The organism is Acidovorax sp. GW821-FHT10E03 (genome assembly GCF_059415205.1).
On sequence record NZ_JBWKMU010000011.1, the window covers coordinates 1 to 22,743 of the forward strand.

18 protein-coding genes and 2 tRNA genes are annotated in these 22,743 nt (G+C 62.6%); 19 read left to right on the top strand and 1 reads right to left on the bottom strand.

Annotated elements, in window-relative coordinates; all coding sequences use genetic code 11:
- The 18 genes from AC07OD_RS19310 to AC07OD_RS19395 all read left to right on the top strand — a co-directional run.
- A partial coding sequence (locus tag AC07OD_RS19310; RefSeq protein WP_198556962.1) for an EF-Tu C-terminal domain-related protein occupies window positions 1–77 on the top strand: 77 nt, incomplete at its 5' end.
- Window positions 78–92: 15 nt separating this feature from the next.
- A tRNA-Trp gene (locus AC07OD_RS19315) sits at window positions 93–168 on the top strand.
- A 91-nt stretch (window positions 169–259) separates the two neighbouring features.
- Window positions 260–646, top strand: coding sequence for a preprotein translocase subunit SecE (gene secE / locus AC07OD_RS19320; protein ID WP_218297389.1), 387 nt, complete (start codon window positions 260–262; stop codon window positions 644–646).
- Complete coding sequence (nusG, locus tag AC07OD_RS19325; protein WP_082437456.1) at window positions 643–1,239, top strand: transcription termination/antitermination protein NusG; 597 nt, start codon at window positions 643–645, stop codon at window positions 1,237–1,239. Before secE ends, nusG begins: the two co-directional genes overlap by 4 nt.
- A gap of 164 nt (window positions 1,240–1,403) precedes the next feature.
- Complete coding sequence (gene rplK / locus AC07OD_RS19330) at window positions 1,404–1,835, top strand: 50S ribosomal protein L11 (RefSeq protein WP_063459212.1); 432 nt, start codon at window positions 1,404–1,406, stop codon at window positions 1,833–1,835.
- Complete coding sequence (rplA, locus tag AC07OD_RS19335; protein WP_218297388.1) at window positions 1,836–2,531, top strand: 50S ribosomal protein L1; 696 nt, start codon at window positions 1,836–1,838, stop codon at window positions 2,529–2,531.
- 236 nt (window positions 2,532–2,767) lie between these two features.
- The gene (gene rplJ, locus AC07OD_RS19340; RefSeq protein WP_218297387.1) at window positions 2,768–3,292 is read left to right on the top strand and encodes a 50S ribosomal protein L10; all 525 of its coding nucleotides are present in this window, start codon (window positions 2,768–2,770) and stop codon (window positions 3,290–3,292) included.
- A 40-nt stretch (window positions 3,293–3,332) separates the two neighbouring features.
- Entirely contained in the window at window positions 3,333–3,710 is a 378-nt protein-coding gene (rplL, locus tag AC07OD_RS19345; RefSeq protein ID WP_008907085.1) for a 50S ribosomal protein L7/L12, read from the top strand.
- 266 nt (window positions 3,711–3,976) lie between these two features.
- Complete coding sequence (rpoB, locus tag AC07OD_RS19350; protein ID WP_494597775.1) at window positions 3,977–8,089, top strand: DNA-directed RNA polymerase subunit beta; 4,113 nt, start codon at window positions 3,977–3,979, stop codon at window positions 8,087–8,089.
- Window positions 8,090–8,110: 21 nt separating this feature from the next.
- Entirely contained in the window at window positions 8,111–12,349 is a 4,239-nt protein-coding gene (gene rpoC, locus AC07OD_RS19355) for a DNA-directed RNA polymerase subunit beta' (RefSeq protein WP_369641169.1), read from the top strand.
- Window positions 12,350–12,499: 150 nt separating this feature from the next.
- Complete coding sequence (locus AC07OD_RS19360) at window positions 12,500–13,066, top strand: LemA family protein (protein WP_218341323.1); 567 nt, start codon at window positions 12,500–12,502, stop codon at window positions 13,064–13,066.
- A gap of 18 nt (window positions 13,067–13,084) precedes the next feature.
- A complete protein-coding gene (gene rsmB / locus AC07OD_RS19365) occupies window positions 13,085–14,509 on the top strand; it encodes a 16S rRNA (cytosine(967)-C(5))-methyltransferase RsmB (protein WP_494597776.1) in 1,425 nt (474 codons plus the stop codon).
- A 46-nt stretch (window positions 14,510–14,555) separates the two neighbouring features.
- Window positions 14,556–15,128, top strand: coding sequence for a DUF4390 domain-containing protein (locus tag AC07OD_RS19370; protein WP_494597904.1), 573 nt, complete (start codon window positions 14,556–14,558; stop codon window positions 15,126–15,128).
- Window positions 15,125–17,425: a sensor histidine kinase gene (locus AC07OD_RS19375; protein ID WP_218297383.1), complete on the top strand. Its 2,301-nt coding sequence runs from the start codon at window positions 15,125–15,127 to the stop codon at window positions 17,423–17,425. The genes AC07OD_RS19370 and AC07OD_RS19375 overlap by 4 nt, the downstream gene beginning before the upstream one ends.
- A 38-nt stretch (window positions 17,426–17,463) precedes the next feature.
- A complete protein-coding gene (locus tag AC07OD_RS19380) occupies window positions 17,464–18,147 on the top strand; it encodes a response regulator (protein ID WP_218297382.1) in 684 nt (227 codons plus the stop codon).
- A 68-nt stretch (window positions 18,148–18,215) separates the two neighbouring features.
- Window positions 18,216–18,291, top strand: a tRNA-Phe gene (locus AC07OD_RS19385).
- Between the two features lie 179 nt (window positions 18,292–18,470).
- Window positions 18,471–19,814: a tyrosine-type recombinase/integrase gene (locus AC07OD_RS19390; protein WP_494597777.1), complete on the top strand. Its 1,344-nt coding sequence runs from the start codon at window positions 18,471–18,473 to the stop codon at window positions 19,812–19,814.
- 68 nt (window positions 19,815–19,882) lie between these two features.
- Entirely contained in the window at window positions 19,883–20,839 is a 957-nt protein-coding gene (locus AC07OD_RS19395; RefSeq protein ID WP_494597778.1) for an AlbA family DNA-binding domain-containing protein, read from the top strand.
- Window positions 20,840–21,099: 260 nt separating this feature from the next.
- On the opposite strand, the gene AC07OD_RS19400 is transcribed toward AC07OD_RS19395, so the two are convergent.
- Entirely contained in the window at window positions 21,100–21,432 is a 333-nt protein-coding gene (locus AC07OD_RS19400; protein WP_494597779.1) for a helix-turn-helix transcriptional regulator, read from the bottom strand.
- Between the two features lie 100 nt (window positions 21,433–21,532).
- Between AC07OD_RS19400 and AC07OD_RS19405 the strand changes: the two genes are divergently transcribed.
- Window positions 21,533–22,732, top strand: a complete 1,200-nt coding sequence (locus AC07OD_RS19405; protein ID WP_494597780.1) for a hypothetical protein — start codon at window positions 21,533–21,535, stop codon at window positions 22,730–22,732.
- The last annotated feature ends 11 nt before the right edge of the window (window positions 22,733–22,743 follow it).

Genomic DNA, 22,743 nt, shown 5'->3' on the forward strand with positions numbered 1-22,743 from the left:
AAGAAGGCCTGCGCTTCGCCATCCGCGAAGGCGGCCGTACGGTCGGCGCTGGCGTCGTGGCCAAGATCATTGCTTAACTGGCAAAGGTATACAGGGGTATAGCTCAATTGGCAGAGCGTCGGTCTCCAAAACCGAAGGTTGTAGGTTCGATTCCTACTGCCCCTGCCACTTGAATGTGGCCCAGAACAAGCCCGCCAGGCCCTGGCGGGCTTCGGTGTCTTAAGTGATGCCGTGAATCGGAAGCAGGAAATACTCAAAGATGGCCACTTCACAGGTTGAAACTGTCAATACAGGCGCAGACAAGGCCAAGCTCGCAGCGGTGGTGGCTTTGGTCATCGCCTCGGTGGCGGGCTTTTATTTGCTGAGCAAGCAGGGTGCTCTCGTCCAATGGGCTGCGCTGATCGTCGGTCTGGTGGCGGCTGCGGGCGTGTTCCTGGTGTCGGAGTCTGGCCGTCAGTTCGTTGCCTTCGCAAAGGATGCATGGCGCGAGGTGAAAAAGGTCGTCTGGCCTACCCGCAAGGAAACCTTGCAGATGACGGCGTATGTGTTTGCCTTCGTGGTGATCATGGCGCTTTTCCTGTGGTTCACGGACAAGACGCTGGAATGGGTCTTGTACGACTTGGTTTTGGGTTGGAGAAAGTCATGACGACCGCTGCGGAAATCACTGGAGCAGAAGCTCCTGCAGGCGCTTCTGCTTCGGCAAATCCGGATCTGCGCTGGTACATCGTCCATGCCTATTCGGGCATGGAAAAGGCGGTGGAGCGCAATATCCAGGAACGCATTGGTCGCTCTGGCATGCAAGACAAGTTCGGTCGCATTCTGGTGCCGACCGAAGAAGTGGTGGAGATGAAAAACGGCCAGCGCAAGACGACGGAGCGTCGCTTGTTCCCTGGCTATGTATTCGTCGAGATGGTGATGGACGACGATACCTGGCACTTGGTGAAGCACACCAACAAGGTGACCGGTTTCGTGGGGGGGGCCAAGAACCGCCCCGCCCCTATTTCCGAAGAGGAAGTCCAGAAGATCGTCAGCCAGATGCAGGAAGGCACGGACAAGCCGCGCCACAAGATCGAATTCATGGTGGGCGAGCTGGTTCGCGTCAAGGAAGGTCCGTTCACGGATTTCAATGGCTCCGTCGAAGAAGTCAATTACGAAAAGAGCCGCGTGCGCGTCTCCGTGATGATCTTCGGCCGCTCCACGCCGGTCGAGCTGGAATTTGGTCAGGTCGAAAAGACGTAAGAACGTCTTCGATAAAAACCCTGATCGCCCTGGCACGCCAGGGCAAGCAATTGGATGTCGCGCTTTTCGGCTCGGTGCGAACATCGTGATAGCGAGTCGTTAACCCCGGGGAGCCGGTTGCTGCATGGTGCAGCGCAGGCGTTATGACCCGTAAGGAGTAAAACATGGCGAAAAAAATCGTCGGTTTTATCAAGCTGCAAGTCCCAGCTGGTAAGGCCAATCCATCCCCACCCATCGGCCCGGCACTGGGTCAGCGTGGCCTCAACATCATGGAGTTCTGCAAGGCATTCAATGCGCAGACCCAAGGTGTGGAGCCAGGCCTGCCATTGCCCGTGGTCATCACGGCTTTCGCAGACAAGAGCTTTACCTTCATCATCAAGACGCCGCCTGCGACGACTCTGATCAAGAAGGCCATCAAGCTCGAAAAGGGTTCGGCCAATGCGCTGAAGATCAAGGTCGGCAAGATCACGCGCGAACAGCTCGAAGAAATCGCCAAGACCAAGATGAAGGACATGAATGCCGCGAATGTTGACGCTGCTGTCCGTACGCTGGCTGGTTCCGCACGCTCGATGGGCGTGACGGTGGAGGGTTTGTAAATGGCCAAGTTGACGAAAAAGCAAAAAGCCCTGCAGGGCAAGGTTGACAGCACGAAGTTGTACGCCTTTGCGGATGCAGTGGCTCTGGTGAAGGAAGCCGCCACCGCCAAGTTCGATGAATCCATCGACGTGGCCGTGCAGCTCGGCATTGATGCCAAGAAGTCCGACCAAGTGGTGCGTGGCGCCGTGGTGCTGCCCAACGGTACCGGCAAGACGACGCGCGTCGCCGTGTTCGCCCAGGGTGCCAAGGCTGAAGAAGCCAAGGCCGCGGGTGCCGACATCGTCGGCATGGACGACCTGGCCGCCATGGTCAAGGCTGGCGACATGCCTTTCGACGTGGTGATTGCTGCCCCTGACGCGATGCGCGTCGTGGGTACGCTGGGCCAGATCCTGGGCCCGCGTGGCCTGATGCCCAACCCCAAGGTGGGCACAGTGACGCCTGACGTTGCCACGGCCGTGAAGAATGCCAAGGCTGGTCAAGTGCAGTTCCGCGTGGACAAGGCCGGTATCGTGCACAGCACGATTGGCCGCCGTTCGTTCGACAACGAGAAGCTGCAAGGCAATCTGGCTGCGCTGATCGATGCACTGAACAAGGCCAAGCCTGCTTCGAGCAAGGGTCTGTACCTGCGTAAGGTCGCCGTGTCTTCCACGATGGGCCTGGGCGTCCGCGTGGATACGCAATCCATCGCAGCGTAATTGCGAAAAGAAATCTTCGGACCTGTCAAAGGGTCCGATGTGGTGGGCTGAAGCTGGCATTCAAGCTGCCTTCAGGCCATCCAAGACCGTTGGTGTGCAAATTCGCACTTAATCCCCCTGGGGCCAACGCAGATGGCGATCCCGCTGCAGATGGAATCCGTTCCAAAACAGTTGGTCGCTGCAACAAGAGCGCGCAGGAGGGTGCAAGCCTGAATGTGCAATTTAAGGAGTAGACCTTGAGTCTTAATCGCAGTGAGAAAGAAGCGGTCATCAGTGAAGTGACCAGCCTCGCCGCTAAAGCTCAAACGCTTGTGATCGCGGAGTACCGCGGCATCACGGTCGCCGACATGACCAAACTGCGTGTGGAAGCTCGCAGCAAGGGCGTGAACCTGAGTGTTCTGAAGAACACCCTGGCTCGCCGTGCTGTAGCTGGCAGCGCGTTTGACGTGGTGGCTGACCAGATGACCGGTCCGCTGATCTATGGCTTCTCCGAAGACGCTGTGGCCGCCGCCAAGGTGGTGGCCGATTTCGCGAAAACCAACGACAAGCTGGTGATTCGTGGTGGCGCTTTCGGTGGCAAGGCCCTGGATGTCAACGGCGTTAAGCAACTGGCCAACATTCCTTCCAAGGAAGTGCTGCTGGCTCAGATTTGTGGCTTGCTTATGTCCCCCATGTCGCGTACGGCCGTTGTGCTGGGCGCACTGGCGGCGAAAAAAGGCGAAGGCGCAGCCGCACCGGCCGCCGAACCTGCCGCGGCTTGATAGCCGGGCAGTCAACCAACACAATTGTTAGGAAATCAAAATGGCATTCGATAAAGACGCATTCTTGACCGCGCTGGACAGCATGACGGTCCTGGAACTCAATGACCTGGTGAAGGCCATTGAAGAGAAGTTTGGCGTGAGCGCTGCAGCCATGGCTGCTCCTGCTGCCGCTGGTGGCGGTGCTGGCGCTGCTGCTGCTGAAGAAAAGACGGAATTCAACGTGGTGCTGACGGAAGCCGGCGCCAACAAGGTGTCCGTCATCAAGGCAGTGCGCGAAATCACCGGCCTGGGCCTCAAGGAAGCCAAGGACCTGGTGGACGGCGCTCCCAAGAACGTCAAGGAAGGCATTGCCAAGGCCGACGCCGAAGCTGCCGTCAAGAAGCTGGTGGAAGCCGGCGCCAAGGCCGAACTCAAGTAATTCGGTCTCGTTCAAGGGCTGGAGTGCTCCTCAAAGGGCCTCCAGCCTTTGGTGCTTTCAGAGCGCACCCGCAAGCCTCGTTTTCCACGAGTCTTTCGAGTGTCTTCTGACAACCCCGACAGCAGAAGACGCCTTGGTTCGGGTGATGTGCAATGCATCACCGTCCGCCATGGTTGGTAGTGGCCAACCGCCAAGCCCGCAAGGACACCTCTCCTTGCGGGTCAGTCGTCGAAGACCCAGGACTCATGTCTTTGCCCGGAGATCTCATGGCCTATTCCTACACCGAACGCAAGCGAATTCGCAAAAGCTTCGGCACCCGCGATAGCGTGCTCGAAGTTCCTTATCTGCTGCAGATGCAGAAGGACGCATACACCGCTTTCCTGCAGGCTGATAAAGCACCCCAGAAAAGAACCATCGAAGGCCTTCAGGCTGCATTCGACGCTGCCTTTCCTATCGTCTCCCACAACGGTTTCGTGGAGATGAAATTCATCGAGTACAACCTGGCCAAGCCCGCCTTCGACGTGCGCGAGTGCCAGACGCGTGGCCTGACGTTCGCGTCGGCCGTGCGGGCCAAGGTGCAGCTGATCATCTATGACCGCGAGTCCTCGACGTCGCAGTCCAAGGTGGTCAAGGAAGTGAAGGAGCAAGAGGTCTACATGGGCGAAGTGCCGCTCATGACCGACAAGGGCTCGTTCATCATCAACGGCACCGAGCGCGTGATCGTGTCCCAGCTGCACCGCTCGCCCGGCGTGTTCTTCGAGCACGACAAGGGCAAGACGCACAGCTCGGGCAAGCTGCTGTTCTCGGCGCGCATCATTCCCTACCGCGGTTCCTGGCTCGACTTCGAGTTCGACCCGAAGGACATCCTGTATTTCCGTGTGGACCGCCGCCGCAAGATGCCGGTCACGATCCTGCTCAAGGCCATCGGCCTGAACCCGGAATCCATCCTGGCGAACTTCTTCGTCAACGACAATTTCCGCCTGATGGACAGCGGCGCGCAGATGGAGTTCGTCTCCGAGCGCCTGCGCGGCGAAGTGGCGCGCTTCGACATCACCGACAAGTCCGGCAAGGTCGTCGTGGCCAAGGACAAGCGCGTGACCGCGCGCCACACCCGCGAACTGGAGCAGTCCGGCACCACGCACATCAGCGTGCCCGAAGACTTCCTGATCGGCCGCGTGGTGGCCCGCAACATCGTGGATGCGGACACCGGTGAGATCATCGCCAAGGCCAATGACGAACTGACCGAGGCACTGCTCAAGAAGCTGCGCAGTGCCGGCGTGCAGGACGTGCAGTGCATCTACACCAATGAACTCGACCAGGGCGCGTACATGTCGCAGACCCTGCGCATCGACGAAACGGTGGACGAGTTCGCAGCGCGCGTCGCCATCTACCGCATGATGCGCCCCGGCGAGCCGCCCACGGAAGACGCCGTGCAGGCCCTGTTCCAGCGCCTGTTCTACAACCCCGACACCTACGACCTGTCGCGCGTGGGCCGCATGAAGTTCAACGCCAAGATCGGCCGCGACGAATCCACCGGCCCCATGGTGTTGTCCAACGAGGACATCCTGGCCGTGGTCAAGATCCTGGTGGACCTGCGCAACGGCAACGGCGAAGTCGATGACATCGATCACCTGGGCAACCGCCGCGTGCGCTGCGTGGGCGAACTGGCCGAGAACCAGTACCGCACCGGCCTGGCACGTATCGAGAAGGCCGTGAAGGAGCGTCTGGGCCAGGCCGAGCAAGAGCCGCTGATGCCCCACGACCTGATCAACAGCAAGCCGATCTCGGCTGCGCTGAAGGAATTCTTCGGCGCCTCGCAGCTGTCGCAGTTCATGGACCAGACCAACCCCCTGGCTGAAATCACGCACAAGCGCCGTGTTTCCGCACTGGGCCCGGGCGGTCTGACCCGCGAACGCGCAGGCTTCGAAGTGCGCGACGTGCACGTGACCCATTACGGCCGCGTCTGCCCTATCGAAACGCCTGAAGGCCCGAACATCGGCCTGATCAACTCGCTGGCCCTGTACGCACGCCTGAACGAATACGGTTTCATCGAAACCCCGTACCGCCGCGTGGTGGAAGGCAAGGTCACCAACGAGATCGACTACCTGTCGGCCATCGAGGAAGGCAAGTACGTGATCGCGCAGGCCAACGCCGTGCTCGACAAGGACGGCCGCTTGACGGGCGAACTGGTCTCTGCCCGCGAAAAGGGTGAATCCATCCTGTGCGGTGCAGACCGTGTGCAGTACATGGACGTGTCGCCCGCGCAGATCGTGTCGGTGGCCGCCTCGCTGGTTCCATTCCTGGAGCATGACGATGCGAACCGCGCATTGATGGGCGCCAACATGTCGCGCCAGGCCGTGCCCGTGCTGCGTCCCGAGAAGCCCCTGGTGGGCACGGGCATCGAGCGTGTGGCCGCCGTGGACTCGGGCACCGTGGTCACCGCGACCCGTGGCGGTATCGTCGACTATGTCGATGCCACCCGCATCGTGGTGCGCGTGAACGACGACGAGGCCGTGGCCGGTGAAGTGGGCGTGGACATCTACAACCTCATCAAGTACCAGCGTTCCAACCAGAACACCAACATCCACCAGCGCCCCATCGTCCAGAAGGGTGACAAGCTGGTCAAGGGTGACGTGATCGCCGACGGCGCATCGACGGACTTCGGCGAGATCGCCATCGGCCAGAACATGCTGATCGCCTTCATGCCCTGGAACGGCTACAACTTCGAAGACTCGATCCTGATCTCCGAACGCGTGGTGGCCGAAGACCGCTACACCTCGATCCACATCGAGGAACTGGTGGTGATGGCGCGCGACACGAAGCTGGGCGCCGAAGAAATCACGCGCGACATTCCGAACCTGTCGGAACAGCAGCTGAACCGTCTGGACGAGTCCGGCATCATCTACGTGGGTGCCGAAGTGCAGCCCGGCGATACGCTGGTCGGCAAGGTCACGCCCAAGGGCGAGACCACCCTCACGCCCGAAGAGAAGCTCCTGCGCGCCATCTTCGGCGAGAAGGCTTCCGACGTGAAGGACACCTCGCTGCGCGTGGACCAGGGCTCGCAAGGCACCGTGATCGACGTGCAGGTGTTCACCCGCGAAGGCATCCAGCGCGACAAGCGCGCCCAGCAGATCATCGACGATGAACTCAAGCGCTTCCGCCTGGACCTGAACGACCAGCTGCGCATCGTCGAGGCCGACGCCTTTGACCGTATCGAAAAGCTGCTCAACGGCCGCGTGGCCAATGGCGGCCCGCAGAAGCTCGCCAAGGGCACGAAGATCGACAAGGCCTACCTGGCCTCGGTGGAGAAGTTCCACTGGTTCGACATCCGCCCCACCGAAGACGAAGTCGCCACGCAACTCGAGTCCATCAAGAACGCTCTGGAGCAGACGCGCCACAGCTTCGACCTGGCCTTTGAAGAAAAGCGCAAGAAGCTCACGCAAGGCGACGAGCTGCCAGCGGGCGTGCTCAAGATGGTCAAGGTCTACCTGGCCGTCAAGCGCCGCCTGCAGCCCGGCGACAAGATGGCCGGCCGCCACGGCAACAAGGGTGTGGTCTCCAAGATCGTTCCGGTCGAAGACATGCCCTACATGGCCGACGGCACCCCTGCCGACATCGTGCTGAACCCCCTGGGCGTGCCCTCGCGGATGAACATCGGGCAGGTGCTCGAAGTCCATCTGGGCTGGGCCGGCAAGGGCATCGGCCAGCGCATTGGCGACATGCTGCAGCAGCAGGCCAAGGCCTCCGAGCTGCGCAAGTTCCTGGAAGAGGTGTACAACTCCCGCGGCCGTACCGAAGACCTCTCGCAACTGAGCGATGAGGATGTGCTGAACATGGCGGCCAACCTCACCAGCGGCGTGCCTTATGCCACTCCGGTGTTCGATGGTGCTTCGGAAGAAGAAATCAAGGACATGCTGAAGATCGCCTACCCGGACGACATTGCCGAGCGCAAGGGCCTCACGCCCACCCGCACTCAGGCATACCTGTTCGACGGCCGCACCGGCGAGCGTTTCGAGCGTCCGACGACCATCGGCTACATGCACTACCTGAAGCTGCACCACTTGGTGGACGACAAGATGCATGCCCGTTCGACCGGTCCTTACTCGCTCGTCACGCAGCAGCCGCTGGGCGGCAAGGCGCAGTTCGGCGGCCAGCGTTTCGGGGAAATGGAAGTGTGGGCGCTGGAAGCTTACGGCGCCGCCTACGTGCTGCAGGAAATGCTGACGGTGAAGTCCGACGACGTGGTGGGCCGTACCAAGGTGTACGAATCCATCGTCAAGGGCGAACACGCCATCGAAGCCGGCATGCCGGAATCGTTCAACGTGCTGGTCAAGGAAATCCGTTCGCTGGGCCTGGACATCGAGCTGGAACGCTCCTAAGCAGAAAAGGAAAGAGTCACTATGAAATCGCTACTCGACCTGTTCAAGCAATTCACGCCGGATGAGCATTTCGATGCCATCCGCATCGGCATGGCTTCGCCCGAAAAGATCCGCTCGTGGTCTTTCGGCGAAGTGAAGAAGCCCGAGACCATCAACTACCGCACGTTCAAGCCCGAGCGCGACGGCCTGTTCTGCGCCAAGATCTTCGGCCCCATCAAGGATTACGAGTGCCTGTGCGGTAAGTACAAGCGCCTCAAGCACCGCGGCGTGATCTGCGAGAAGTGCGGCGTTGAAGTCACGCAGACCAAGGTGCGCCGCGAGCGCATGGGCCACATCGACCTGGCCGCGCCCTGCGCGCACATCTGGTTCCTGAAGTCGCTGCCATCGCGCCTGGGCCTGGTGCTGGACATGACGCTGCGCGACATCGAACGCGTGCTGTATTTTGAAGCCTATGTGGTGACCGACCCCGGCATGACCCCGCTGAAGAAGTTCAGCATCATGTCCGAGGACGACTACGACGCCAAGCGCAAGGAATACGGCGACGAATTCATCGCCAAGATGGGCGCTGAAGGTATCAAGGACCTGCTGGAATCCATCGACATCGACCTGTCGATCGAACGCCTGCGCGGCGACCTGACCGGCTCCGAAGTCAAGGTCAAGAAGAACGCCAAGCGCCTGAAGGTGCTCGAAGCGTTCAAGAAGTCGGGCATCAAGCCCGAGTGGATGGTGCTCGAAGTGCTGCCCGTGCTGCCACCGGACCTGCGTCCGCTGGTGCCGCTGGACGGCGGCCGCTTCGCGACCTCCGACCTGAACGACCTGTACCGCCGCGTCATCAACCGCAACTCGCGCCTGCGCCGCCTGCTGGAGCTGAAGGCCCCTGAAATCATCGCCCGCAACGAAAAGCGGATGCTGCAGGAAGCCGTCGACTCGCTGCTGGACAACGGCCGCCGCGGCAAGGCCATGACGGGTGCCAACAAGCGCGCCCTGAAGTCGCTGGCCGACATGATCAAGGGCAAGTCGGGCCGTTTCCGCCAGAACTTGCTGGGCAAGCGGGTGGACTACTCGGGCCGTTCCGTGATCACCGTGGGCCCAACGCTCAAGCTGCACCAGTGCGGCCTGCCCAAGCTGATGGCCCTGGAACTGTTCAAGCCCTTCATCTTCTCGCGCCTGGAAGCCATGGGCATCGCGACGACGATCAAGGCCGCCAAGAAGGAAGTCGAATCCGGCACGCCGGTGGTGTGGGACATCCTGGAAGAGGTCATCAAGGAACACCCCGTGATGCTCAACCGTGCGCCTACGCTGCACCGTCTGGGTATCCAGGCCTTCGAGCCCATCCTGATCGAAGGCAAGGCCATCCAGCTGCACCCACTCGTCTGCGCGGCCTTCAACGCCGACTTCGACGGTGACCAGATGGCTGTTCACGTACCGCTGTCGGTGGAAGCGCAGATGGAAGCCCGCACGCTGATGCTGGCCTCCAACAACGTGCTGTTCCCCGCATCGGGCGAACCCTCCATCGTTCCTTCGCAGGACGTGGTGCTGGGCCTGTACTACGCCACCCGTGACCGCATCAACGGCAAGGGCGAAGGCCTGGTGTTCGCCGACACCGGTGAAGTGCAACGTGCTCTGGACGCCGGCGAAGTCGAACTCGCCGCCAGGATCACGGTGCGCATGACCGAGTGGACCAAGAACAAGGAAACGGGCGACTTCGTTCCGTCCACCTCGCTCGTGGAAACCACCGCTGGCCGCGCACTGCTGTCCGAGATCCTTCCCAAGGGCCTGCCGTTCTCCAACATGAACAAGGCGCTCAAGAAGAAGGAAATCTCGCGCCTGATCAACGTGTCCTTCCGCAAGTGCGGCCTGAAGGAAACGGTCGTGTTCGCCGACAAGCTGCTGCAAAACGGCTTCCGTCTGGCCACGCGCGCCGGTATCTCGATCGCCATCGACGACATGCTGGTGCCTCCACAGAAGGCCGGCATCATCGAGCGCTCCGAGAAGGAAGTGAAGGAGATCGAACAGCAGTACGTGTCCGGTCTGGTCACCTCTGGCGAACGCTACAACAAGGTGGTGGACATCTGGGGCAAGGCCGGCGACGAAGTGTCCAAGGTGATGATGGCCCGGCTCTCCAAAGAGAAGGTCATGGACCGCCACGGCAAGGAAGTGGACCAGGAGTCGTTCAACTCCATCTACATGATGGCCGACTCCGGTGCCCGCGGTTCCGCCGCCCAGATCCGCCAGGTGGCCGGCATGCGGGGCCTGATGGCCAAGCCTGATGGCTCGATCATCGAAACGCCCATCACCGCGAACTTCCGCGAAGGCCTGAACGTGCTGGAGTACTTCATCTCCACCCACGGTGCCCGTAAGGGTCTGGCCGACACGGCGCTCAAGACCGCCAACTCCGGTTACCTGACCCGCCGCCTGGTGGACGTGACGCAGGATCTGGTCGTGACCGAGGAGGATTGCGAAACCTCCAATGGTTCGCTGATGCGCGCCATCGTCGAAGGCGGCGAAGTGATCGAATCGCTGCGCGACCGTATCCTGGGCCGCACGGCCGCAGAAGACGTGCTGCATCCGGAAACCCGGGCGGTGCTGGTCCAGGCGGGCGTCATGCTCGAGGAAGACCTCATCGAGGAACTCGAAGCCGCTGGCGTCGACGAAGTGAAGGTGCGCACGGCGCTGACCTGCGAGACCCGCTATGGCCTGTGCGCCAAGTGCTACGGCCGCGACCTGGGCCGTGGCGGCCTGATCAACCTCGGCGAAGCCGTGGGCGTGATCGCTGCCCAGTCCATCGGCGAACCCGGCACGCAGCTGACCATGCGCACGTTCCACATCGGGGGTGCCGCTTCGCGCGCCGCCATCGCATCGAGCGTGGAAGCCAAGTCCAACGGCGTGATCGGCTTCAATGCCACGATGCGCTACGTGAGCAACACCAAGGGCGAGCTGGTGGTGATTGCGCGTTCGGGTGAGATCATCATCCACGACGAGCATGGCCGCGAGCGCGAGCGCCACAAGGTGCCTTACGGCGCGACGCTGACGGTCAAGGCCGACCAGCAGATCAAGGCCGGCACCATCCTGGCCAACTGGGATCCGCTGACGCGCCCCATCATCACCGAGTTCGCCGGCCAGACCAAGTTCGAGAACGTCGAAGAAGGTCTCACGGTGGCCAAGCAGGTCGACGAAGTGACCGGCCTGTCCACGCTGGTGGTGATCGATCCGAAGCGCCGCGGCGCTGCCAAGGTCGTTCGTCCACAGGTGAAGCTGATCGACGCGCAGGGCAACGAAGTGAAGATCCCTGGCACCGACCACTCGGTGACCATCGGCTTCCAGGTCGGCGCGCTGATCCAGGTGCGCGACGGCCAGGACGTGGGCCCCGGCGAAGTGCTGGCGCGTATTCCGGTCGAAGGCCAGAAGACCCGCGACATTACCGGTGGTCTGCCCCGCGTGGCCGAGCTGTTCGAAGCCCGCACTCCGAAGGACAAGGGCACGCTGGCCGAGATGACCGGTACCGTGTCGTTCGGCAAGGAAACCAAGGGCAAGGTCCGCCTGCAGATCACCGATCCTGAAGGCCACGTGTTCGAAGAACTCGTGCCCAAGGAAAAGAACATCCTGGTGCACGAAGGCCAGGTGGTGAACAAGGGCGAGTCGATTGTGGACGGCCCCGCCGATCCGCAGGACATCCTGCGCCTCTTGGGCATCGAGGAACTGTCGCGCTACATCGTGGACGAAGTGCAGGACGTGTACCGCTTGCAGGGCGTGAAGATCAACGACAAGCACATCGAGGTGATCGTTCGCCAGATGCTTCGCCGCGTCGTGGTCGAGAACGTCGGCGAGTCGAACTACATTGCCGGTGAACAGGTCGAGCGCTCCGAGATCCTCAACACCAACGAGGCGCTGCAGGCCGAGGGCAAGATTCCCGCGACCTACAGCAACCTGCTCTTGGGTATCACGAAGGCTTCGCTGTCGACCGACTCCTTCATCTCGGCGGCTTCCTTCCAGGAAACCACCCGCGTGCTCACCGAGGCTGCCATCATGGGCAAGCGCGACGAGCTGCGCGGCCTGAAGGAAAACGTGATCGTGGGCCGCCTGATCCCGGCCGGTACGGGTCTGGCTTACCACCAGGCACGCAAGGCCAAGGATGCCATGGACGACGCCGAGCGCCGCGCCATCGCCGAAGCCGAAGCGGCCGAGATGGAAGCCCAGGCGGATGCCACCGAAGTCGAGGGCAGTAGTGCCTCCACGGCCACCGACGCAGCTGCTGACTAAGCCCGAGGGCTGTCACTGAAGAGCTCCCGCCCTGTCCCTGGCAGGCCGGGAGCTTTTTTTTGGACATCGTCTGCGCACCTTTCTTCTTTTCCTTTCTCCATTTACTTTTCGGGCCGGAACGCGTGGTGCACGCGGAGACGGCAGCTGTGCATGTGGTCATCGCCTCTTTTCTGGATTGTTTTTGCCATCGCCGTCTTCTGGGCCCTGGGCGCCTACAACCGCCTGATGCGGCTGCGCTCTGCCGTCGTGCAGGCGTTCGGCAGTTTTGACGCGCACATGGTGCGGCTGGTGGCGCTGCTGGGAGAGTTTGGAGCCGCGCATGCTGTCCAGCCCTCCACCTTGAGTGCCCCGGAACAGGAGATGGCAGCACTGCAGGGCGCCACCACCCAATTGAGTGCGTCGCTCGCAATGGCGCGTGCCCGTCCCCTGCAGGCAGATGCAATCGCCGCTCTGACGGCCGCACGCGATGTGCTGCAGGCTTGCTGGCAGAAGGCGGGGCGCAGGGAAGGGCAGGGCGACCCACCGCCCACAGCGGCTGACGCGCGGGACGCCTTGCCGTCGCCCTGGCAAATCCGGTGGGATGAACATGTCCAGCAGAACGACCAGGCCATTCGCGTCTTCAACGATGCGGTGTTGCACTACAACGCCGCCATTGCCCAGTTTCCCGCGAACCTGCTGGCCTGGGTGTTCGGATTCAAGGCCGCCCGGGGCCTGTAGACCGTTTTCAGGACCACCATGACCCAACCCCCTGCGCGCCCCACGTCTTCTTCCGGGGGGCAACCTCCTTCGCCCCGCCGCCCCGCCCACCCGCCGTCCGGGGGCGGACAGCCGGTGGCGCTGTGGCAGCAGCTGGATGCCGTGGCCGGCGCCTTGCTTGCCATTCGCGGGGGCCAGTCCGGAACCGCCGCCATGGGGGCGGTGGACGTGGGTCTGCGCCCGGGCGTGCAGTCTCTGCTGTTCCAGGTGCTGCGCCAGGCCGGGCGCGCCGAGGCATTGCGCCGCCAGATGGTCGCCCGCACGCCGCCGCCGGCGGCGGATGCCTTGCTGTGCACGGCGCTGGCGCTGTGCTGGAACCCGGACGAATCGCCGTATGAGGCCTTCACGCTGGTGAATCAGGCGGTGGAGGCGGCCAAGCGGAGCGCATCCACCCGCGCGCAGGCCTCGTTCATCAACGGGTGCTTGCGCCGCTTTCTGCGCGAGCGCGATGCGCTGGTCGCCCGCACCGGCGACGATCCGCTGGCACGCTGGAACCATCCCCAGTGGTGGATCGCACGGCTGCGCAAGGACCATCCCCAGCATTGGGAGCAGATCCTTCAGGCCAACAACGCCCACGCGCCAATGACGTTGCGGGTTAACAAGCAAAAATGCACTCCGGCGCAATACCAGCAAGCGCTAGGTGCTATTGATTTGGAAGCGTCTTCGTGGGGCGATGCCGGGCTGGTGCTGCGGCATCCCGTGCCTGTGCAATCCCTGCCGGGCTTTGACCAGGGCTGGGTGTCGGTGCAGGATGCCGCCGCGCAGATGGCGGCGCCCCTGCTGCTGGACGGCCTGGACCTCGCACAGCCCCTGCGTGTGCTCGACGCCTGCGCCGCACCGGGGGGCAAGACGGCCCACCTTCTGGAGCTGGCCGGTGCTGGCGCCCCTGTACAGGTCACCGCGCTGGAGATCGACGCCGCCCGCAGCGCCCGCATCGGTGACACCATGCAGCGCCTGGGGCTTCGTGCGCAGGTGGTCGTGGCCGACGCCGCACGCCCCCAGGACTGGTGGCAGCAGCACTGCGGGGGTGAACTGTTCGATGCCATCTTGCTCGATGCGCCATGCACCGCCTCGGGCATCGTGCGGCGCCACCCCGACGTGCGCTGGCTGCGCCGCGAGAGCGACATTGCCCAGTTGGCCGCCCTGCAGGCCCGCCTGCTGAAGACGCTCTGGCCCCTTCTGCGCCCAGGCGGGCGGCTGCTGTATTGCACCTGTTCCGTGTTCCGCGCCGAAGGCGACGACCAGGTGCAAACGTTTCTTGCACACAACACCGATGCGCAATTGCTGCCGTCGCCGGGGCATTTAATTCCCGGCAACGGGGACAAGCCCGGGGCTGTCCCGGACAATCAACCGGGTGACCACGACGGATTTTTTTACGCACTGTTGCAAAAATCGCCGCAATGAGTCCGTGATGGCTCGGTGGATGGTGGTTTGCGCAATTTTTGTGCTCATGGGATGTGCCGCCCTGCTGCCGGGGCTGGTTGCGGCAGGGCAAGCCGCCGCGCCCGAGGTGGGCGAACTGCGGCTCGAGCGGGCCGAAGACGGCCTGTACCTCAGCACCAACCTGCAGTTCATGCTGCCGGAACTCGCAGAAGACGCATTGAACAAAGGCATTCCCATGTTCTTCGTGGCGGAGGCCCAGGTGATGCGCGACCGTTGGTACTGGTCTGACCGCCAAGTGGCGGAAACCACCCGCTATCTGCGCCTAAGTTATCAGCCATTGACGCGAAGATGGCGATTGAACATCTCCCCCGTACCGTTCACCAACAGCGGCCTGGGCGTGGTGCTGGGGCAGAACTTTGACGACTATGCCGATGCGTTGTCTGCTATTCAGCGGATTTCGCGTTGGAAGATCGCTGAAAACGAGGTGATCGAGGCAGATGTCGTGCACACGGTCAACTTCCGGTTCAGGCTCGACATGTCCCAGCTGCCCCGCCCGTTTCAGATTGGGGCCGTGGGGCGATCCGGATGGAATCTGCTGGTTTCGCGCAGCCAGCGCCTGGCAGCGGAGCCTGCGAAGTGAGCCACCCCGGCGCTCCCCGGCCGGCGGCGGCCTCCGCGTCGGCCCACGCCGCCGCACGCCAGTCGCGCGCCGTGCGCTGGGCGGTGGGGGTGGGCGCCGCCGCCATGTCTGCCATCGGCTTGGTGCTGATGTTCCTGCTCACCCTGGCGACCAACAACCGCGCGCTGTACGAGCGCAACTACGCCTGGCTCTTTGGCGTGAACGTGCTGGTGGCGCTGTTGCTGCTGGCCGTGCTGGTCTGGGTGGCGGTGCGCCTGGGCATGCGCCTGCGCAAGGGGCGCTTTGGCAGCAGGCTGCTCGTCAAGCTGGCGGCCATTTTCGCGCTGGTGGGCCTGATGCCGGGGCTGCTGATCTACGTGGTGTCCTACCAGTTCGTCACCCGCTCCATCGAGAGCTGGTTCGACGTGAAGGTGGAAGGGGCCCTGTCGGCGGGGGTGAATTTGGCCCGGGTTTCACTCGACTCGCTGGCCACCGACATGGCCGCCAAGACGCGCAACGCGGGTGCGCAGGTGGCCCAGGTGCCCGATGCCGCCGCCGGGCTGGTGCTCGAACGCATCCGCGAGCAGTTGGGCGCCACCGATGTCGTGCTCTGGAACGCTGCAGGGCAGGCGGTGGCCAGCGCCGGCCAGTCGCGCTTCAGCCTGAACCCCGACCGGCCCGGGGTGCCCCTGCTGCGCACCGTGCGCCAGCAGCGCGCCACCGCGCAGATCGAGGGGCTGGACGATATATCGGACCCTGCCGCCGCGCAGAACGCGCGGGTCAAGGTGCTTGCCCTGGTGAGCAGTCCCAGTGTGGGCTTGCTCGTGGAGCCCCGGTACCTGCAAGCCACGCTCCCGCTGCCGCCCGCGCTGGTGGCGAACGCCATCGCCGTGCAGGAGGCCAACCGTGAATACCAGGAGCGCGCGCTGGCGCGGGGAGGCCTGCGGCGCATGTACGTGGGCACGCTCACGCTGAGCCTTTTCCTGGCGGTATTTGGAGCCGTGCTGCTGGCGGTGCTGCTGGGCAATCAGCTGGCACGCCCCCTGCTCGTGCTGGCCGAAGGGGTGCGCGAGGTGGCGGCGGGCAACCTCAGCCCCAAGGCCGTGCTGCAGGGCAAGGACGAACTGGGCGGCCTCACGCGGTCCTTCGCCTTGATGACCCAGCAACTGGCGGATGCCCGGCAGGCCGTGGAACAGAGCATGGGTGAGGTCGATGCCGCCCGCGCCAATCTCCAGACCATTCTGGACAACCTGACAGCGGGGGTCATCGTCCTGGATGCGCAGGGGCTGATCCGGTCGTCCAACCCCGGCGCCACGCGGATCCTGCGCGCACCCATGGCGGTGTACGAAGGGCGTCCGCTGTCCGAGGTGCCCGGCCTTGCCGAGTTTGCGGCATCGATCCAGGGCCATTTCGACGCCTTCCTGGGGGACACCGAACGCCATGGGCTGGACCACTGGCAGCAACCGTTTGAACTGCATGCGTCGTCCGGCGGCGTGGGGCAGCACGCCACCAGCCTCGTGGCCCGGGGGGCCGAACTGCCTGATTCGGCCCGATTGTTGGTTTTTGACGACATTTCGGAAATTGTTTCAGCACAGCGTGCGCAGGCCTGGGGCGAGGTGGCACGGCGCCTGGCGCATGAAATCAAGAATCCGCTGACGCCCATCCAGCTGTCCGCCGAGCGGCTGGAAATGAAGCTCTCGGGCAAGCTGCCCGATCCAGAGCAAGCCATCCTGGCCAAGTCCGTCAAGACCATCGTGGACCAGGTGGACGCCATGAAGCGGCTGGTCAACGAATTCCGTGACTACGCACGGTTGCCCGCCGCAGAACTGCATGCGCTGGACCTCAATGCGCTGGTCGCGGATGTGCTCCACCTGTATGGGGAAGAGAACGCCACCGTGCGTGTGGAAGCCGAACTGGACCCGCGCTGCCCCAGCATCGCGGGCGACGCGCAGCAACTGCGCCAGGTCGTGCACAACCTGCTGCAAAACGCGCAGGATTCCACCGAACAGGCCCGTGCCAGCACCTCCGAGCCCGTGCCCGCGGTGCGCATCAGCACGCGCTGGAGCGAGTCCTCGCGGCGCGTGCGGCTCACGGTATCGGACAGCGGCGCCGGCTTCCCCGCGCACATCCTTCAGCGGGCCTTCGAACCCTACGTCACCACCAAGCCGCGGGGTACCGGCCTGGGGCTGGCCGTGGTCAAAAAGATTGCCGACGAGCACGGTGCACGCATCGACTTGTCGAATCGCATCGAAGATGGCGTGGTGCGGGGAGCCCAAGTGTCGTTATCATTCGCCCCTGAACCAGCGGTGGCGTCATAACAACACCGCCCCGCAGTACCCAAGGCGCTTCAACACACATGGCAAACATTCTGGTGGTCGACGATGAGCTCGGCATTCGTGATCTGTTGTCGGAAATCCTGAACGACGAAGGTCACAGCGTAGACCTCGCAGAAAACGCAACCCAGGCGCGTGCTGCCCGGTCGGGCAATACTTACGACCTGGTGCTGCTCGATATCTGGATGCCCGATACCGACGGTGTCTCGCTGCTCAAGGAATGGGCAACGGCCGGCGTGCTCACCATGCCCGTGATCATGATGAGCGGCCACGCCACCATCGACACCGCCGTGGAGGCCACGCGCATCGGCGCGTTCTCTTTCCTTGAAAAGCCCATCACCCTGCAAAAGCTGCTCAAGGCGGTGGAGCAGGGCCTGGCGCGCAATGCCGCCCACCAATCGGCCCCGGCGGCCGCCACCCAGGCGCCCGTTCACGCTCCCGCCGACCCCACGTTCTCGCAACTGCCGGCCGTATCGGCCGTGATGGCCAGCGTGGACGCCGGTCCGCACGCCCACCAGGGGTTTGATCTGGACCGCCCCCTGCGCGAAGCGCGTGATGGCTTCGAGAAAGCCTATTTCGAATTCCACCTTGCCCGCGAGGGCGGCTCGATGACGCGGGTAGCCGAAAAAACCGGCCTGGAGCGCACCCACCTGTACCGCAAGTTGCGCCAGTTGGGCGTGGACCTGGGGCGAGGCAAGCGCACCTAGCAGCACCGCAATAAATTCCTTCAGGTTCTTCAGAAGCCTCGATTTTTCTGGTTATAATTTGAGGCTCAGGCCCGGTAGCTCAGTCGGTAGAGCAGAGGATTGAAAATCCTTGTGTCGGTGGTTCGATTCCGCCCCAGGCCACCAGTCTCCCTACGCCTAGTCCCTCCAGACTAGGCGTTTTCATTTGTGCGACAAGGACTTAGCTTCGAAACGTCGCTCACAACGTCCCAGGTCGTTCCGTTACATCCCGCGTTTGCCCGTACCCCGCACCGTCCCCTAGAGTGATCCCATGAAAAACGCCCTTCAGGGGTACGGGGTACGAAATGGGACTGCTGAGCGAGACGCAAATCAAGGCGGCCAAGCCTGGGCCGAAAGAGTTCTTCTTCAACGATGGCGACAACCTGTTCCTGCGCGTGCGCAGCAGTGGGAAGGCCTGGATCTATCGCTACGAGAAGGACGGCAAGACCATCAAGCTTGGGCTGGGGCCGTACCCCGCGGTGACGCTGGCGCAGGCGCGCGCCAAGGCCTATGAGGCCAGCAGCCTGCGCGCTGGCGGACTGGACCTCAAGGAGGTCCGCCGGCAAAGAGAAGAGAAGGACCGCGTCGCTGCGCTGAACACTTTCGAGCTGCTGGCGCGCGCCTGGGTCGCCAATGCCAGGAAGGACCGGCAATGGTCGAGCGGCTACGCCGGCAAGGTCATCCGACACTTGGAGATCCACGTCTTCCCCTGGGTCGGCGACCGCGCCATCGAGAAGATCGCCCCGACCGAGATCGTGCGATGCCTCCACCGGATCAAGGACCGCGGCAACCTGGAGACGGCCCAGCGCGTGCGCGAGGCGGTGCAGCACGTGTATCAGCACGCGGTGGACGTCGGCGCCCTGGAGCCGTCCAGGAACTTCGTCAACAAGAACACCGGCGGCCTGCCGGCGCCGCGCAGTCGGCATTACGCCGCCATCACCGATCCCGCGCAGCTCGGGCAGTTGCTGCGTGACATCCGCGACTACAACGGCGCCTTCATCACACGCTGCGCGCTGCGGCTGGCGCCGGTGATCTTCCAGCGCCCAGGCCAGTTGCGCCTTGCTGAATGGGAGGACATCCATCTCGATGATGAACTGTGGCGCTGCCCGCCCGAGAAGATGAAGCTGCGCGAATGGCAGAAGCGGGACAGCCGCACGCCGGCACATCTGGTGCCGCTGCCGCGGCAGGCGATGGACATTCTTCGGGACCTGCATCCGTTGACCGGCCCGGCCGGGCCGATCTTTCGCAGCATGTCGCGCCGCTCAGAGAAGAGCCGCTACATCAGCGACAACACCATCAACGCGGCCCTGCGCACGATGGGCTACGACACCAAGGAGCAGATCACCGGCCACGGCTTCCGGGCCACCGCCCGGACCATGATCCGGGAATACCTTGGATGGGACCCGGATGTCATCGAGCGTCACCTGGCGCACGTGTCCGACGAAGAACTGGGCGGCAGCTACGACCGCGCGACTTTCCTGGCGCAGCGCAAGACGATGGTGCAGGAGTGGGCCGATTTTCTGGATGGCCTGGAAGCGGGGAAGATGCCCGATGAAGCGAATAGTTTGTTGCGCTTCACGCAGCTTCGGCCCGAGCGGCCCGCCAAGTATCTGACCTCTGACGGTACTGGATTCATCCAGGAGGCATGACAAAGTAATCTGGCCGAGGGGCCCGGTGCTACGTCCTGACTGGCGCCGCGATTGTCATAGACTGCGCCATGACGTTTTCACTAGAGCAACTTGATGCGCTGATTGCAAACCGTGCACAAGAGGGTCTCTACTTGGAGTTCAAGCGAGGTCTTGCGTTGCGTCTTGCGGGGGATGCCCGCCGCGAACTTGTGAAGGACTGCACCGGGTTTGCCAACGCTGCAGGGGGATTGCTTGTATACGGGATCGCCGAAGAGAACATCGATCACGTCGACGTTGCTGCTGCGCTTGACGCAGTTCCGGCGGATGGGGCGAATTCAGCTCGCATCAGCGAGATCCTTCGATCCAATACCAGCCCGCCCATCAACTCCTACGAGATTGTCGAGTTGCAACTTCCCGGCGGTGTCGGGCGCGTTGTCGCCATAGAAATTGGCGCCGCAGGAACTGCACACCAGAATCTGATCGATCATCGTTACTACCAAAGGTCGGGCAGTACGACACAGCCGATGACCGATTTCCAGATTCGGGACGTGATGAACCGGCGCTCAAAGCCGGAAGTGCTTGTCGAGCCGCGAATGAAGCACCTCGTGCGTCGAGACGACTTCCATCGCTATCTGTTGGAGGTGAAGATCACCAATGTTGGTATGGTTAGCTTGGAGAAATGGCGGCTTGAGCTGGATATCCCACACCCGGTGGTGACGGATACCTCAGACGAGGCGCAAACGCAGCTGGACTACGAGTTCCACGTCACAGAACTGTGCGTTGGCAACCGGGACATTTGCCGTGTGGGATTTGGGGATCCTCATCCAACCATGCACACGAAGATTCTGCACCCGCAGCAATCGCTCGAATTTCACTCCCGACAAGGTACGCAAGAGAGCTCCGAGTGGTATCCGCGAATAGTGGTCGAGATCGACCATCCCCGTTGGTTGAGAGTCAGAGGAATAGACATCCCGTGGCGCTTGTACATGCCAAACAATGCGCCCTTCGCTGGCGTCTGGGCGTTTGATGACTGGTGCAGCTTCTAGACTAGTTGCGCTCTTGACGTCTAGGTCATCCCCGGTCTTTGCTTAAACGAGGCCTGCTGCCACCTGCGTGAGAGGCGGTGGGGCCCTTCACATTTGTCCATCCGCGGCAGTGATCCGCGGCTCGATGGATTCGGGGCTTTCGGCTGGGGCCTCGGCGTTCCGAGTTTCGCCGGATATAGGGCGTCAATAAGAAAAAGGAACGTCCATGGTTCACCCGCCCAATGGGCGGCAAGGCATTGCCCAAACACTGGTGTCTTCGTTCAGGCAGCTGCGACGCGCCTGACCCGGGCGCCCGATGAGCTCTGCTGAACTTGGCAGCGCGCCAAGGGGCGGAAACCCGTGGGATCGCTAATCCACGCCTGCAGGGCTTCTCGGCGCCAACCCGTTGCTCTTCCGCCGAGCGAGATCTGAGGCGGGAACTCGCCGGCGGCGATGCGCCTGTAGATGCTGGACCGGCTCAGTGCGGTGATGCGGATCACGTCGCTGAGCCGGTAGAAAGCAGGCTCTGGATTTCGCGAAGCACTCGTGGTGTCCTCGGCATGTGGCATGGCTGCACCTTCCTGGGCGTTCCTGGTACCGCAAGGTTGCTCCATGCATGCCGCTTGAGGAACTTACCGCTGCGAAGCGTGGCGTAGGGGGGCGCATAGGCCGCCTGTGCTTTTGGTCAGAATTACGTCTGAAAAAATGGAGACCATGGTGGAGAACGCAAAACAGGCTGTGACCATGACGGTACCGAGCAACCGCATTGGGACTCGCAACATCGGCGAGCCGCTGCGATTCAAGGACGTAGAACCCTTGGCCGGATTCACGCTCGAATCGGGCAAGCCAGGGCAGCACGTCAAGGTTTGTACGCGGCTGGCGGTGAGTTCTGACGAGCCGCTTTTCCACCGACTGGTTGAGAGTCTGGACGACGTTGTCCGGCATATAGCCCAGAAAGCGGCCACCGCAGTCAACTTGCGCCGGGCTGACACGGTTCTGCTGATCCTTAAGCCTGACAACACTGCCGAGCTTTGGGTGGACACGGCGGCTGTGTCGTTGCAATGCAGAGTCAAGCGCTCGGTCGCCGCAGGTTCGATGATCTTCGAGAGCGACATTGCCGACGTGACGGGCATGAGTTTTCCATGCGTATCATTCGACAAAAAAGACAAGGTCCTGTGCCTGTTTCGCGAAGGCTGGAGCTTCGGGCTTGCGTTCGACTTCAATCCGGATGGCAAGCTCGATTTGGACTGGTTTTCGACGGCACTCGGTTCTTTACACCGCACGCTTCGCTACCGGCATCTCTACGCGGCTGTGAACGACCCCGCGATCTCGGGCCCCCTACAGGTGGCGGGCTGGTTCCCATTTGTCGAAATCATCACGTCCGAATTTGGCGACCTTGCTCGGCACACCGAAGCCGGGTTCGACATTGCTGAAATCGAGGCAAGGATCGTGGCGGCGTTCGATGCGGAGCGACTGAGTCGCCTGTTCGAGCGCTGGTCCGCAAAGCCGCATTTCGCGGTGAAGGCTGTGTTGCTCAAGGAGGCTGTCGAAGCTTTCACGGCGCAGAGGCCCGCGTCGGTCATCAAGATCATTCTGACCGAGATCGAAGGTGTCCTGAACGACGCCCACAAGGCAGCACATAGTGGGCAAGGCGCGAAGCTCAAAGCGCTCCTCGCCTTCGCTCAGACCTCTGCCGAGCAGCGTGCGGGAGGTCCAGATACGCTGTTCTTCCCTGTTGCCTTTGGCCGCTATCTCGCGGCATACATCTTCGCAGATTTTGATCCTGTGGCTCGGAACGGCACGGCGGGGTCACGCCATGCTGTTGGGCACGGAGCGGCGACGCAAGAGAGCTACACGATGGCTCGTGCATTGCAAGCGATCCTCACGCTTGACCAACTTGCCTTCTACACGTAGACCGCCGGCTC